Origin of the sequence: Burkholderia singularis, from assembly GCF_001718875.1 — a bacterium.
Taxonomy (GTDB): Bacteria; Pseudomonadota; Gammaproteobacteria; order Burkholderiales; family Burkholderiaceae; genus Burkholderia; species Burkholderia singularis.
The window spans coordinates 91,481-106,227 of sequence record NZ_CP013449.1 but is presented as its reverse complement, the minus strand read 5'-3'; the positions used below and the strand labels follow the sequence as shown (position 1 = coordinate 106,227).

The following is a 14,747-nucleotide window of genomic DNA, read 5'->3' as shown; positions in this document are numbered from 1 at the left end:
ATCTGCCAATCACTCATCGGGACACAATGGATCGTGCTGAGTACGACTACGGCATGCCGAACTGGCCACGCGCCCCGCTCATTGCATGCGGACGCCCGAATGCGCGGCCGGCAGGAAAGTCATGCGCCCGGCCGTGCGCGAATGCGGTTGTAAATCCAATACGCTTGATCGACATCGTTTCCCTCGTGGATGAACATCGGCCTGCTTCTTAATGCGTCTCGTCTTCCTGGCGCACGCCAGCGCGACGTCGGCGTCACTCCTTCCGACATCGCACCCCGACTGCATCTGGGTCATCGAGATTTTTCGGCGTGCTGAGCCGCACGCTTCTAGACATATGGGCCGTACCGTCAACGCAGGCGTCTGCGTCGCGGCTGCATTTATATCGGCCGCTCCCCGCAATCCGATACGGGGTACGCACCCCGCGTGTTCGCCCGCACCCAAGGCAGGGTGCGGTTCCGCCCTTCGACTGGCATTGCCGAGGGCATGCTTGATGCAATCGCCGATGCATCGGGCATTGCCTTGCATACGGATACGAACCCTTCCGAAGAGACCGCATGCGAATGTTTGTTCATCAAGAGTTCCGCGCGAATTTGCTCGGCTAACGCGTGGGGCAACACCATGTCGTGACCTGTCCAACGATCAAGAAAATCGGACAACATCTTCAGTATGGAATGACCCGTCGCCATATCGTCTCCTGCATTCATGCGACTCCCCACCGGCCCCGATTACGAGAGATCGGCTCGCACATGACGACTTGGGCACAGATAGCCCTCACCATCACATGGTCGATTCAACGAATGAACATCATGATGAACAGGACCCGTCGGACAAGATCAAATTATATTTATTCAAAGATAAATAATCAAAGATTTTTTTCATTTTTTCTATTATGGAATTTCGCTTCCATAATACGCAGAAGACTACTGAGACTTTTATTTCTAGGCTATGTCAGCATCTGCAATATGAAGGCCGCCTCTAGCGGAACAGCAACTTCCATTACCAATTGAAGCAAAACAATTTATAAAAAATTACATTTCAAACATTACATTTCCAATGAATTTTCATTCCGATTATTTTACAAACCGAATTTCGTGAAATTCCAATTGATGCGATATCGTTTTTGCAACTTTTTGTAAACGCGCGCCTCTGGTCCTGATCGAAGCCGCGTCAGGAAATGAAGCTAACTTGAATCGATATCCCAGCGGCATCGTTAGCTGTACCACCCGCCGCCCAACGCGCGAATCAGATTGACCGTCGAGACGGCCTGCGCGCCCGTCAACTGATTGGCCTGCAACTGCGACTCCAGCACCGAGCGCTCGCTGTCGATCACCTCCAGATAGCTCACCTGCCCTTCCTCGTACTGCGTGCGCGACAGCTTCGCCGCCCGCCGCGACGCATTCACCGCGTCGCTCTGCGCGCGAATTTGCTCATCCAGCAACCGCAGATCCGACAGATTGTCCTCCACCTCCCGGAACGCCACCAGCACCTGCTGCCGGTACGCCGCCACCTGCTCGTCGTACCGCGCACGCGCCTGCTGCACCCCCGCGCTGCGACGGCCTCCGTCGAAGACCGGCAGCGTCAGCACCGTCCCCGCAAACGGCCCCAGCAGGAACGTCCGGCTCGACCACATGAACAAATTCCCCAGCGTCGCCGCCTCATAGCCGAACGCGCCCGTGATATCCAGCTTCGGGAAGTACGCCGACTTCGCCAGCCCCACCCGCGCATTGGCCGCCGCCATCGCACGCTCGGCCGCCGCAATGTCCGGACGCCGCTCCAGCAGCGCCGACGGCAACCCCGCCGGAACCCGCACCGTCACCGGCACCAGCGGCGTCTGCACGAACGCGAAATCCGCCGGCGCCTTGCCCAGCAGAATCGCCAGCGCGTGCTCCGACGCCGCCCGCCGCCGCGCCACCCCCACCGCGTCGGCCTGCGCCGTCGACAGCTCGTTCTTCGCCCGCGATACGTCCAGCTCGCTGATATCGCCCTCCGTGAAGCGCCGCTGCGCCAGCTTCAGCGCCTCCTCCCGCAGCTCCACCGTGCGCCGGTACAGATCCTGGTCCGCATCCAGCCGCCGCAGCTCGAAGTAGTTCTGCGCCACGTCCGCCTGCAGCGCAAGCTGCACCGAGCGGAACAGCGCCTCGCTTTGCGCCGCATCCGCCCGCGACGCCTCCACGTCGCGGCTCACCCGCCCGAACAGATCCGCCTCGTATGACACCGTGCCCTGTGCCCGCCACAGCGTCGTCGTCAGCGGGCCCGTCCCCGACGGCTGAAACTGCGACGCCGACGACAGCCCCTCGCGCACCGGCCCAAAGCCCACCCCCACCTGCGGGAACCATTGCGAGCGCGCCGCGCGCGTGGCCGCGCGCGCCTGTTCCACCCGCGCCGCCGCCGCCTTCAGGTTCTGGTTCGCCGCCAGCGCCTGCGTCTCCAGCGCGTTGAGCACCGGGTCCCCAAACACCGTCCACCACTCGCCCCGATGCGCCCCGTCGGCCGGCTCCGCCTCCTTCCACGTGCCCGCCTGCTCGCCCGGCTCGAGCGCCGGCGCTTCCTTGAACGCCGCCGGCGTTTGCACCTCCGGCCGCTGGTAATCCGGCCCCACCGCGCAGCCCGCCAGCAGCCCCGCCAGCAGCCCGCTCGCCGCCGCCAGCTTCGCCATGCCCGCCACGCGGGTCTGCCCAGTCTTGTCCTTGTTGCCTTGCATCATCTTCTTGTCCTCAAGCATCCGGGGCCGGCACGCCGTAGCCCGCCGCATCCTTGCCCGCCACGTGGATCTTGCCCCCCGCCAGCGTGCGCAGCACCACGTAGAACACCGGCGTCAGCATCAGCCCGAAGCCCGTCACGCCCAGCATCCCGAAGAACACCGCCACCCCCATCGCGTGCCGCATCTCCGCGCCCGCCCCCGTCGACAGCACCAGCGGCACCACCCCCATGATGAACGCGATCGACGTCATCAGAATCGGCCGCAGGCGCAGCCGGCTCGCCTCGATCGCCGCCTCCAGCGGCGTCTTGCCGTCATGCTCCAGCTCGCGCGCGAACTCCACGATCAGAATCGCGTTCTTCGCCGACAGCCCCACCAGCACCATCAGCCCGATCTGCGTGAAAATGTTGTTGTCCCCCTGCGTCAGCCACACCCCCGTCAGGGCCGACAAGATGCTCATCGGCACGATCAGGATCACCGCCAGCGGCAGCGTCAGGCTCTCGTACAGCGCCGCCAGCACCAGGAACACCAGCAGCACGCTGATCGGAAACACCCAGAACGCCGAGTCGCCCGCCAGAATCTGCTGATACGTCAGATCCGTCCACTCGAACTTCACCCCGCGCGGCAGCGTCTCGGCCGCGATCCGCTCCACCGCCGCCTGCGCCTGCCCCGACGAGAAGCCCGGCGCCGGCCCGCCGTTGATGTCCGCCGCCGTGTAGCCGTTGTAGCGCACCACCATCTCCGGGCCGAACGTCGGCGACACCGTCACCAGCGACGACAACGGCACCATCTCCCCCGCCGCGTTGCGCGTCTTCAATTGCAGGATGTCGTCCGGGCGTTGGCGGAACGGCGCGTCCGCCTGCACCCGCACCTGGTACACCCGGCCGAACCGGTTGAAATCGTTCACGTACAGCGAGCCCAGATACACCTGCATCGTGTCGAACACGTCCGTCACGTTCACGCCGAGCTGCTTCGCCTTGACACGGTCCAGATCCACGTTCAGTTGCGGAACGTTGATCTGATAATTGGTGAAAACGCGGCGCAATTCGGGCGCTTGCTTCGCACGCTTGATGAAATCATTGGCTGCATCCGCGAGCTTGGCGTAACCGACCGAGCCGCGATCCTCGATCTGCATCTTGAAGCCGCCGAGCGTGCCGAGACCGAATACCGGCGGCGGCGGGAACACCGCGATGGACGCGCCCTTGATTTTCGAATACTGACGAGTCAGCGCGGCGGCAACGGCATCCGCGGACATGCCATGACGTTGGCTGTACTGCTTCAACATCACGAACACGATGCCCGAGCTGGAGCTGTTCATGAAGCCGTTTACCGACATGCCGGGGAAGGCAGGCGCATGGTCGACACCCGGCTGCTTCAGCGCAATCGATGCCATCTGCCGCATGACGTCCTCGGTACGATCGAGCGATGCGCCATTCGGCAGTCGCGCGAACGCGACGAGATAACCTCGATCCATCGCCGGAATAAAGCCGCTCGGTACGACCCGCGCAAGCAATATCGCCACGCCGATCAACACAAAATAGACGCCGAGTATCGCCGTCTTTCTCGACAGCACGCCGCGCACGCCGCGCCCATAGTTCTGCGCGCCGCGATGGAACACCTTGTTGAAACCCCGGAAGAAACCGCCGAGCACGCGGTTCATCGCGCGCGTGAACCAGTCTTCCTTGTCGCCGTGGCTCTTCAGTAACAGCGCCGACAGCGCGGGCGACAGCGTCAGCGAATTGAACGCCGAGATCACCGTGGAGATCGCGATCGTCATCGCGAACTGTTTGTAGAACTGACCCGTCAGGCCCGACATGAACGCGAGCGGCACGAACACCGCCACGAGCGTCAACGCGATCGCGATGATCGGCCCGCTCACTTCCTGCATCGTCTTGTAGGCTGCCTCGCGTGCGGACAGCCCGTTCTCGATGTTCCGCTCGACGTTCTCGACGACCACGATCGCATCGTCGACGACGATCCCGATCGCCAGCACCATCCCGAACAATGACAACGTATTGATCGAATAGCCGAACAGCAATAGCAGCGAGAACGTGCCGACGATCGACACCGGCACGGCGATCAGCGGAATGATCGATGCGCGCCACGTCTGCAAAAACACGACGACAACGATCGATACGAGAACGATGGCCTCGACGAGCGTATGAATGACGGCATTGATGCTCGAGCGCATATACAGCGTCTGGTCATAGACGATCCGGTAGTCGACGCCTGCCGGAAAATCCTGCTTCAGCTCGGCCATCGTCTTGCGCACTTCGTCGGCAATTTGCAGCGAGTTCGCGCCCGGCAACTGATATACCGGCATCGCAACCGCCGCGTCGTTGTCCAGCAGCGCGCGCAAACCGTAATCCGATGCGCCGAGCTGAATGCGAGCGATATCGCGCAAATGCGTGACGGCGCCATCCGGCGCGGTCTTCACGACGATGTCGCCGAATTCCTCCGCGTTCTGCAACCGCCCGCGCGCGTTCACCGACAATTGCAGCGGCGTGCCCGGCAGCGTCGGCGATGCGCCGATCACGCCCGCCGCGACCTGCACGTTCTGATCGCGAATCGCCTTCACGACGTCGTTGGCCGTCAGATTGCGCTGCGCGACCTTTTGCGGATCGAGCCATACGCGCATCGCGTAATCGCCCGCGCCCCACAACTGCACCTCACCCACACCCTGGATTCGCGACAGCCGGTCCTTCACGTTGATCAGCGCGTAATTGCGCAGATACGTCATGTCGTAGCGGTTGTCCGGCGAGATCAAATGCACGATCATCGTGATCGCCGGAGAACTCTTGATCGTCGTCACGCCGAGCCGCTGCACGTCTTCCGGCAAATGCGGCAACGCCTGGTTCACGCGGTTCTGCACGAGCTGCGTCGCCTTGTCCGGATCGGTGCCGAGCTTGAACGTGACGGTAATCGTCAGATTGCCGCTGCTGTTCGCCTGCGACTGCATATACAGCATGCCTTCGACGCCGTTGATCTGTTCTTCCAGCGGCGATGCGACCGTCTCGGCGATCACCTTCGGGTTCGCGCCCGGATACTGCACCTTGACGAGCACCGACGGCGGCACGACGTCCGGATATTCGGAGATCGGCAATAGGAATATCGCGATCAACCCGGCGAGCAGAATGACGACCGACAGCACGCCTGCGAAGATCGGCCGGTCGATGAAAATTTTGGATGGGTTCATCGAGTCGTTCACTTGGACTGGATTGTGCCTAGCTGCGCGATCACGAGTTCGCGCGCTTCGCCGTTTCTTTTTCGTCAACCGCAGCCGCATCATCGCCGCCCGTCATCGGCACGAGATGCGCCTTCACCCGCTCGCCGGGCCGCACGCGCTGCGTGCCGTTCACGACGATCCGGTCCCCCGCCGACAATCCCCCGACTATCACCCGCTGATTGCCATGCTGCGCGCCCAACTGCACCTCGCGATACGACACCCGCCCCTGTTGATCCACCACGAACACGAACTTCTTGTCCTGGTCCGTGTTGATCGCCGCATCATCGATCAGCAGCGCCGCATGCGGCGCGCTGCCGCCCACCTTCACCCGCGCGTACAAACCCGGCACCAGCACCCCGTCCGCATTGTCGAAGCGCGCGCGCACCCGGATCGTCCCCGACGACGCATCCAGACGGTTGTCCACCGAGTCGATCACGCCCTGCCGCGAATAGCCGCTCTCGTTCGCCAGCCCCAGCTCCACCGGCACCTTGCGCCCATCCTTCGCACTGCCGATGTATTGCAGATACGTCTGCTCGTCCGCGTCGAACGACGCGTAGATCGGCGACACCGACACCAGCGTCGTCAGCGGCGCGGCCGACGCCCCCGCCGACACCACGTTGCCCACCGTGATCTCCGCACGCGACACCCGCCCCGACACCGGCGCGACTATCCGCGTGTAGCCCAGATTGATCTGCGCCGCCTCCAGCGCCGCCTGCGCCGCCTTCAGATTCGCGATCGCCTCGCGCGCGCCGTTCTGCTTCTCGTCGTAATCGCGCTTGGCGATCGCGTTGTCGGTGATCAGCCTCTGCGCGCGCTGCCAATCGCTTTGCGCGTAGCCGTTGCGCGCCTGCGCCGCCGCCAGCTGCGCCGCCGCCCGGTCGACCTCCGCCTGATACGGCCTCGGATCGATCACGAACAGCACGTCGCCCTTCTTCACCAGCGCGCCGTCCTTGAAATTCACCGACACGATCGTGCCCGACACCTGCGGCCGGATCTCCACCTTCTCCACCGCCTCCAGACGCCCCGAATAGCTCTGCCAATCCGTTACCGTCTTCGACAGCACCCCAGCCACGTCCACTTCCGTCAGCGGCGCCTGCGCTTTGTCGGGTGCGCTCGCCCGCACACCGATCACGCCCGCCAAACCGAAGCCCGCGAATGCAACTGCGGCAACTCCGGCCAACACAATGCGAGAGCGGCGAGTATGCAAAATCTTCATCTCGGTATTTCCCGATCGATCGATATTTTTTTAAGTATTACTAACGTACTGAAATTTCGAAATGCCACACTAGTTTCGGCAAGCATTCGAGCATTCAGAACAGCAGCCTGTGCCTCAGGCGCTCCGTGCCCCACACTGCAGCCGACCTGCCGCCATCGCGACAGAATCGGCATTCACTTCGAGTGCAACCAACAACGTTGGCATGGCGCCGCCATCCCGCCGATCGGCGCAGAAGGCGTGCCAGACAACCAAACAATGCAGCTCAACCGTCTACCAACTCCCGCGTCGCAGCGCGGGCCGCCTTTTTCCGGGCGGTAAGCAGCACGATGCCCAGCGAAACCGCTTCGAGCGCCGCGCCGATCAAACCGAGGCTGCCCACCCCTTGCCTGCTCAGCGCAAATCCGCCCAGGGCAGAGCCCAACGAAAAGCCGATGTACATGAACGACGCATTCAACGAAAGTGCGACCGGCGCGACATTCACCCCGCCGATGCCGATGAGCCTGGATTGCTGCGGCGGAATGAACCCCCAGACCGACGCACCCCACAGAATCACCGCAACGATCACCGGAACCACCGCAAGCGGCGGCGGAACATACGCATTGATCGCCGACAACGCCACGAACGCCGCGGTCAGCACGCTCAATGCAAGCACGATGACCCGATGCGATCCAAGCCTGTCGGTCAGGCGGCCGCCCGAGATCATCCCGGTCACGGCCGATACCCCCCAGACGAACAGCACGCCGCTCAGCAGCGATCCATGTACCTTCAGCGTGTCGCCGATATACGCCGCGATATACGTATAGACCGTGTATGCGCCGGCCGCCCAAAGCATCGTCGACAGCAGCGCCATCAATACGGCGGGCCTGCTCGCCACTTGAATCCGCTGCGTCAGCGTCGCCGTCGGCAAGCCTTTGCCGAACCCTTTCGGCAGACCGAACAGCAGACCCACCGTGCCGATCGCCCCGAGCACGGCCACGCTCGCGAACGTCGTGCGCCAACTGCCGAAACTCGCGATGATCGACCCGAAAGGCACGCCAAGCGCGATCGCGAGGCTGGAGCCGCCATTGACGATCGACAAGGCGCGTCCGCGCTGCTCAGGCGCGACCAGCGATCCGGCTACCGCGTTGGCGTTCGGCAGGTAAAGTCCGGCAGCGAACGCCAGCAGGATTCGCGCGCCCATCAATTGGAAGAAGCTGGTCGAATACCACGCCGCCACGTTGGCAACGGTGAATGCGGCAAGACTGAATATCAGCAGGATGCGCCGGTTGAGATTGCCCGTGAGCGTCGTGAGAATCGGCGAGCTAATCGCATAGGCGAATGCGAAAACCGTGACGAGCAACCCCGCGACGCCCACGCTGACCGACAGATCGCTGGAGATGCTCGGCAACAGCGGGGCGATCATGAAACCCTCTGTCGATAGCGCGAACGCGCCTAGCGCCAGCCAATAGAGCGGACGTTTCGAATTGAGCTGAGCTGATTCCATTGCATCTCCCAAAAAATATCAAACTGGCCGGCATGCTGATCGCACAAGCCGCCGCGACCACCGTACCGAAATTCGCTGGACCTGGCTAAACGCAGCCTCGCCACCACGAGCATTTTGTTTAGTGATCCGAATTGATTGTTTCGGAGCGGCCGCTCGCCACAATGCCGCTTTACCGTGCTTCGATATCGATGCCTTCGTTCGAGCCGCGCGCTGCCCGACCGGCCGACAGCTCACCCGCCGTATCGGCCCGAACACCCCCGCCCGTCAGCCGCCGGCGGCATCAGTTGCGTTGTACGACTGTGTCCAGCCACTCGCAGATCTGCTTGACCTCACGCCGGAGAAATACCTCATCGGAATAAGCGTTTGCCAACATCGCGACGCCTTGCGTGCGCGATAGCAGATGCATCGCCAACATATCGGCCTCGGCGTCGGCATCGTGGCCAAGCAGCACGAATTGCTCGCACAGCCACGCCCGAAACGCCGTAAACAGTTCGTTCGCCCGGTTCTGCGCAACATGATCGAGCTTCGTCAGTTCGGCGCAAAGCGTACCGACCGGACAGCCGGAACGGATGATCTTGCCCCGGTTCACGATCAGCATGTTCGCGAAACGCTTGAGGCGGTCGAGCGGCTCCGGCCATTCGGCCTCCCACTCCTCCAGCATCGATTGGATGTTCACCTGACGCACGTCGATCACGGCGTCGAGGATCTCGTCCTTGGTTTTGAAGTGGTAGTAGAAATTGCCGCGCGAAATCTTCACCGCGTCCGCGATATCCGAGAAGGATGTGCGGCCGTAACCGTGCTGGTAAAACAACTCATCGGCGGAATTGACGATGAGATCGCGGGTTGCTTCGGCTTTCATGAACACACCTTTGTGTTGCCGGGCGCCACGCGGAACAAGCCCGGCGATGCGTCCATCTGCCGAACCGTCCGTGTTGCCCTGATTTTGCGCAGCGAAATTAGGATTCTCGTCCTACAATGCCTGCATACTAGGACGCTCGACCTAATCCGTCAAGAACCATCGGGAAGCGCAACCGCGTCCGATGGCTCCCGGCCACCACCCAGCCCGCAGCGGACCGCGAAGCGACCGCGGCCCGCTTGCGGCCAAAAATAGAGACAGGGACTGTCCAATGGACTACTTACAGTCGATACGTACCTTCGTCCGGATCGCCGAACTCGGCAATTATTCCCGGGCCGCGAAGTCAATGAATATCTCCAACTCGCTGGCGACGCGGCAGATCGCGTCGCTCGAGCATCATCTGAACGCCCGCCTGTTCCAGCGCAGCACGCGACGTCTGTCCCTGACCGAGCAGGGGCGGGCCTATCTCGAATGTGTGCGCGAAGTGCTTCGAGATATCGAGCGCGCCGAGCAATTGGTCGCGACCAACTCGCACCCACCTGCAGGCACGCTGCGTATCGTGGCGCCGGTCACGTTCGGGCTGCACGGCTTTTCGTCGATGCTCAATGCTTATACGCAACGCTATCCGCAGGTCACGCTGGACGTCACGCTGACGGACCGGCAGGTCAGCCTGATCGACGAGCGCTTCGACGTGGGCCTGCTCACCGGCAGGCAGACGACGGGCGACCGCATCGTCAGGCGCCGTTTGATCACCCATCACATGACGGTTTGCGCATCGCCGGGCTATCTGCGCCGATACGGCCTGCCGAGTCATCCCGCGGAATTGTCGACGCACGCGTGGCTGCATCTGCCATGCGAGCGGCACGTGGATCAATTGGAATTCTCCGGGCCACACGGGCCGGTGCGCGTGAGCTTCAACAACGCCGCGCGAACCAATAACGCGGATATGCTGCGGCAGTTCGCGCTACTGGAGATGGGGATCGCGATCCTGCCGCGCTATCTGGTCAACGACGATCTCGCCCGCGGCACGCTCGCCAGCCTGCTGGACGACTACCGGTTGCCGTGCGTCGGCATCGATCTCGTTTATCCGTCGCAATACTTTCCGCCGAAAGTGCGCGCGTTCGTCGATCACCTGAACGAATTCGTGCGCAACGACGGGCACGATTCCAACAACCGTTCTGATCAAAGCGCGGCGGAGACGGTCGCGTGACCGGCGCGGCCAATCAACGAACGCGCTGCCCGGCGAGCGGCCCCGCTATCGTGCAGCGTCCGCCCGCCGGATAAAGCAGGTGGCGGTTGCCAATGCGATCTTCTTGCCGTCCGCCGTCGACAGTACGCCCTCGGCCACGCCCAGGCTTCTGGACAAGTGAACGACCTTGCCCTCGGCAATCAGGTCGACAGACTGCGGCGCCGGACGCAGCATCTTGACGTTCAAATCGATCGTCGCGTAGCCGACGCCGGCATCGAGCATCGTGTGAACGGCGCAGCCCGTAACCGTATCGAGCACGGTCGCCACAAAACCGCCGTGCACGGCGCCCTGCGAATTCAGGTGCCGCTCGTCGGCGCGAGCGGTCACTTTTACGTAGCCGGCTTCGATGAGTTCCGCGCGCATCGGCGTTGTCGTCCACATCGGGGCGTGCGGCAATTCGCCGGCCGCCGCCGCGCGCAACATCTGCAGTCCGGACATCGGGATTGGAGCCATGCTCAGCCTCTGCGCGTTAATCGGCCATTCGGATTGACGGCGTCGATTCCAGAGCGTAATGGTACGCCGGATTCGATGCGCAAAACGCGCGGGCGGCGGCGTCGTTCAATCGCGCGGCGCGATGCTTTTCGCAAAGATCGCGCGCAACACGCCGCCTTCGCGCACGTAGCGCCATTCCGCCGCCGTATCGATGCGCAGCGTGCCGACAACTCTGGCGATTTCGTCTCCGTTGCGGCTGACCGTGACGGTCGCGGGCGGACGCGGCGCGCGCGCGGCCGAATCGAATTCGATATCGACGCGCTCGGAGCCATCCCACGCCAGCGCGTCGAGCGCGCCCGACGCGCCGATCTCGACCGGCAGCACGCCCATCAGCGCGAGATTGCTGCGATGGATGCGCTCGAAGCTCTTGGCCACCACCGCCGCGACGCCGAGCAGCGACGTGCCCTTCGCCGCCCAGTCACGCGCGCTGCCGCAACCGTAGAGCGCGCCGGCGACGATCACGCTGGGCGCGCGGTCGGCGAGATTTTCCATCGCGACGTCGAACAGGCTGCGCACCGCGCCGTCGCGCGCCGAACGCGCGAGAGGGCCGGCGCCGAGGCCCGTCAGCCGGTTTTGCAGGCGCGGATTCGCGAACGTGCCCCGGATCATCACGTGGTGATTGCAGCGGCGCGCGCCGTAGCTGTTGAATTCGTGCGGCGCCACGCCCTGCTCGCGCAGATAGCGTGCCGCGTCGCTATCGGCGGCGATCTCGCCGACCGGGCTGATGTGGTCGGTCGTCACGTTGTCGCCGAACACGCCCAGCACGCGCGCGCCGCGAATCGGGCCGAATGGCGCCGACACGCCGGACACCCGCTCGAAGAACGGCGGCTCGACGAAATAGCCGGACGTTTTGCGCCACTGGAACACCATGCCCACCGGGGCTTCGATTTGCTGCCACGCGGCGTCCGGATCTGAATCGGCGTGGATGTTGCGATCGCCGGGGTTGTCGCCGACGTCGCCGCGCTCGCGCAGCGCGCCGCCGGGTTCGCGCGGATAGAGACCGGCATAAGCGCGCTCATCGACCACCTCGCCGACAAGCGCAGCGATTTCCGATTTGTCCGGCCACAGCTGCGCGAGGAAAACGGGCGCCCCCGACGAATCGAACGCGAGCGGCTGCGTATCGAAGTCGATGGAAATGGTGCCCGCCAACGCATAAGCGACGACGAGCGCGGGGTTCGCCAGATAATTGGCTTTGATCGACCGGTGGATTCTTCCGTCGAAGTTCCGATTTCCGGACAGCACCGCCGCCACCGACAAATCGCGCTCGCCGATAGCCGCTTCGACGCCCTCGGCAAGCGCGCCGGTATTGCCGACGCACGACGCGCACCCGTATGCGGCGACGAAAAAGCCGAGCCGCTGCAACGCGTCGAGCAAGCCGGCGCGCTCGAGGTAGCGCGTCACCGCGCGAGAGCCGGGCGCGAGCACGGTCTTCACATAGGATGGCGGGCGCAATCCGCGCGCAAGCGCGCGTTGCGCGAGCAGGCCGGCCGCCAGCATCGCCGCCGAATTGGCGGTGTTGGTGCAGGACGTGATCGCGGCCAGCACGACGGCGCCGTGATCGAGCCGGGCGGGTGCCTGCGCCGGGCGCCCGGCGGCGGCGCTGCTGGCGCTCACCTGCGCGAGCGTGAGCTTCTGATGCGGCCGGGATGGACCGGCCAGCGTGGGCCGTACGCCGGACAAATCGACATCGACGACCGCCGAATAATCGAACGGCTCGGCATCGGGAATCCCGAACAGCCCCTGCTCGATGCAGTACGCTCGGATCATCTCGACCTGCTCGGCCGAGCGCCCGGTTTGCCGCAAGTAGGCGAGCGTGGCGTCGTCGATCCCCCAATACGCGCTCGTCGCGCCATACTCCGGCGCCATGTTCGCGATCGTCGCGCGATCCGGCAGCGACAGGCCGCGCGCCCCCGGACCGACAAATTCGAGCAATTTGCCGACCACGCCGAATTCGCGCAGCGCGTGCGTCAGGTGCAGTGCGATATCGGTCGCATACACCCGGCCGTCGGGCCGCCCCGTCAGCCGCACCGCGACGACATCCGGCACGCGCTGATAAAGCGGCTCGCCGAGCAGCGCGATCTCGGCCTCGAGGCCGCCCACGCCCCAGCCGAGCACACCCAGGCCGTTGATCATCGTCGTGTGCGAATCGGTGCCGACAATCGTTTCGGGATAAATCCAGCCGTCGCGCTGCACGACCACGTCAGCGAGAAACTCGAGGTTGACCTGATGAACGATACCGCGCCCCGGCGGCACCACGCGCACGTTCCGGAACGCCTGCGCGGCCCATTTGACGAACTCGAAGCGCTCGGCATTGAGCCGATGTTCGGCGGCGAGATTGGCCTGCCGCGCGTGCGCATCGCCATAGGCGTCGACGACGACCGAATGATCGATGACGAGATCCACCGGCAACGCCGGCTGAACGGCCTGTGGCCGCGCGCCCGCCCGCACGGCCGCGCTGCGCATGGCCGCGAGGTCGCCTAACAGCGGAATGCCGGATGCGTCCTGCAGCAGCACGCGCGACACCCAGAGCGCGATGTCGTGGCTGCACCCCGGACGCCAGTCGAGTATCGCGTGCGCTTGTTGCGCCGTGGCGGCCGTGCCGTCGCAGCGGCGCAATGCGGCTTCTAGCAGGATGCGTATCGACGCCGGAAAGCGGCTCACCTGCGCATGGCTGCGCGCCACCTCGCGCAGCGACACGAAGCGTGCGCGCGAGCCGTCCGGCAGCGGCATGGGAAACGTCTGATGGAAATGGCTGAAGTGCGTCATGGAGCGTGATCTGTCAGGAGGCGTGCGCGAATCGGATCGGATCGAATAGGCCGCCTTGTCTTACGCGGTGACCGTCGCCGGCTTCCATCGGCTCACCAGCTTGCCCAGCTCCGGCCGGCTGCGCTCGGGCAGCTCGCCGCGCGCGTCGCCCAGGTGCACGAAACCGATCACCTGTTCGTTCGGCATCAGGCCCAGCAACGCGGCGACTTCGGGATCGTAAGCCGCCCAGCCCGTCAGCCATTGCGCGCCGAGCCCGATCTGCGATGCGCCGAGCAGCAGGTTGTACGCGACGCAGCCGGCGCTGAGCTGCTGCTCCAGCGCCGGCACCTTGTGCGCGGGATCGATACGCGCGATCACGGCGATTACGAGCGGCGCGAACGTATAGCGCAGCCGCTCTTTTTCCTGCTGAGCGGCGGACAATCCGGGCTCCCGGCGCAGCGCCCGTTCGACGAGCCGCTCGCCGAAGTCCAGCTTGGCCTCGCCTTCGAGCAGAATCAGCCGAAACGGTTCGAGCTTGCCGTGATCCGGCACGCGAATGGCGGCCTCCAGCAGACGATTCAGCGTCGCAGGATCGGGGGCTGAGCCGCCAAGTTGACGAATCGGCGTGGAGCGCCGCTTGAGAAGAGGAGCAAGAAAATCGGTCATGAGCGAATCAGCCTCGTGGGATTTCGTTTGCATGCGTCATCGTGCCGACGGCGGCCGGCTGAAATTTGCCGCGGCAGCGGCGCACCGGAATGGCCCGCCGGTGCGCCGCCGCGCCG

General features: G+C 64.1%; 9 protein-coding genes. 1 reads left to right on the top strand and 8 read right to left on the bottom strand.

Annotation, left to right across the window (positions count from 1 at the left end):
• Positions 1–1,210 precede the first annotated feature (1,210 nt).
• From AQ611_RS16525 to AQ611_RS16505, 5 genes are all read right to left on the bottom strand, one after another.
• Positions 1,211–2,701, bottom strand: a complete 1,491-nt coding sequence (locus tag AQ611_RS16525; protein WP_069236347.1) for an efflux transporter outer membrane subunit — start codon at positions 2,699–2,701, stop codon at positions 1,211–1,213.
• Positions 2,702–2,714: 13 nt separating this feature from the next.
• The gene (locus tag AQ611_RS16520) at positions 2,715–5,894 is read right to left on the bottom strand and encodes an efflux RND transporter permease subunit (protein WP_069236346.1); all 3,180 of its coding nucleotides are present in this window, start codon (positions 5,892–5,894) and stop codon (positions 2,715–2,717) included.
• Positions 5,895–5,934: 40 nt separating this feature from the next.
• Positions 5,935–7,140 (bottom strand): efflux RND transporter periplasmic adaptor subunit, encoded by a 1,206-nt coding sequence (locus AQ611_RS16515; protein WP_069235403.1) that lies wholly within the window; start codon positions 7,138–7,140, stop codon positions 5,935–5,937.
• Positions 7,141–7,402: 262 nt separating this feature from the next.
• Positions 7,403–8,623: an MFS transporter gene (locus AQ611_RS16510; protein ID WP_069235402.1), complete on the bottom strand. Its 1,221-nt coding sequence runs from the start codon at positions 8,621–8,623 to the stop codon at positions 7,403–7,405.
• Between the two features lie 280 nt (positions 8,624–8,903).
• Positions 8,904–9,482, bottom strand: a complete 579-nt coding sequence (locus AQ611_RS16505) for a TetR/AcrR family transcriptional regulator (protein ID WP_059515583.1) — start codon at positions 9,480–9,482, stop codon at positions 8,904–8,906.
• 268 nt (positions 9,483–9,750) lie between these two features.
• Here AQ611_RS16505 and AQ611_RS16500 point away from each other — a divergent pair, with 268 nt between their 5' ends.
• Positions 9,751–10,689 carry a LysR family transcriptional regulator gene (locus AQ611_RS16500; RefSeq protein WP_083237420.1) on the top strand — a complete coding sequence of 313 codons (939 nt, stop codon included), beginning with the start codon at positions 9,751–9,753 and terminating at the stop codon, positions 10,687–10,689.
• 45 nt (positions 10,690–10,734) lie between these two features.
• Here the strand turns inward: AQ611_RS16500 and AQ611_RS16495 are convergent, their stop codons facing one another.
• The 3 genes from AQ611_RS16495 to AQ611_RS16485 form a co-directional block, all read right to left on the bottom strand.
• A complete protein-coding gene (locus AQ611_RS16495; RefSeq protein WP_069235400.1) occupies positions 10,735–11,181 on the bottom strand; it encodes a PaaI family thioesterase in 447 nt (148 codons plus the stop codon).
• Positions 11,182–11,286: 105 nt separating this feature from the next.
• Positions 11,287–13,986: an aconitate hydratase AcnA gene (gene acnA / locus AQ611_RS16490; protein ID WP_069235399.1), complete on the bottom strand. Its 2,700-nt coding sequence runs from the start codon at positions 13,984–13,986 to the stop codon at positions 11,287–11,289.
• Between the two features lie 60 nt (positions 13,987–14,046).
• Positions 14,047–14,664 (bottom strand): nitroreductase family protein, encoded by a 618-nt coding sequence (locus tag AQ611_RS16485; protein ID WP_197517147.1) that lies wholly within the window; start codon positions 14,662–14,664, stop codon positions 14,047–14,049.
• Positions 14,665–14,747: the final 83 nt, after the last annotated feature.

What these genes read in the sequence shown, in the direction of transcription:
- acnA (WP_069235399.1), bottom strand. Translation starts at nt 13,986, where the DNA reads ATGACGCACTTCAGCCATTTCCATCAGACGTTTCCCATGCCGCTGCCG.
- AQ611_RS16500 (WP_083237420.1), top strand. Translation starts at nt 9,751, where the DNA reads ATGGACTACTTACAGTCGATACGTACCTTCGTCCGGATCGCCGAACTC.
- AQ611_RS16510 (WP_069235402.1), bottom strand. Translation starts at nt 8,623, where the DNA reads ATGGAATCAGCTCAGCTCAATTCGAAACGTCCGCTCTATTGGCTGGCG.
- AQ611_RS16485 (WP_197517147.1), bottom strand. Translation starts at nt 14,664, where the DNA reads ATGCAAACGAAATCCCACGAGGCTGATTCGCTCATGACCGATTTTCTT.
- AQ611_RS16515 (WP_069235403.1), bottom strand. Translation starts at nt 7,140, where the DNA reads ATGAAGATTTTGCATACTCGCCGCTCTCGCATTGTGTTGGCCGGAGTT.
- AQ611_RS16525 (WP_069236347.1), bottom strand. Translation starts at nt 2,701, where the DNA reads ATGCAAGGCAACAAGGACAAGACTGGGCAGACCCGCGTGGCGGGCATG.
- AQ611_RS16495 (WP_069235400.1), bottom strand. Translation starts at nt 11,181, where the DNA reads ATGGCTCCAATCCCGATGTCCGGACTGCAGATGTTGCGCGCGGCGGCG.
- AQ611_RS16505 (WP_059515583.1), bottom strand. Translation starts at nt 9,482, where the DNA reads ATGAAAGCCGAAGCAACCCGCGATCTCATCGTCAATTCCGCCGATGAG.
- AQ611_RS16520 (WP_069236346.1), bottom strand. Translation starts at nt 5,894, where the DNA reads ATGAACCCATCCAAAATTTTCATCGACCGGCCGATCTTCGCAGGCGTG.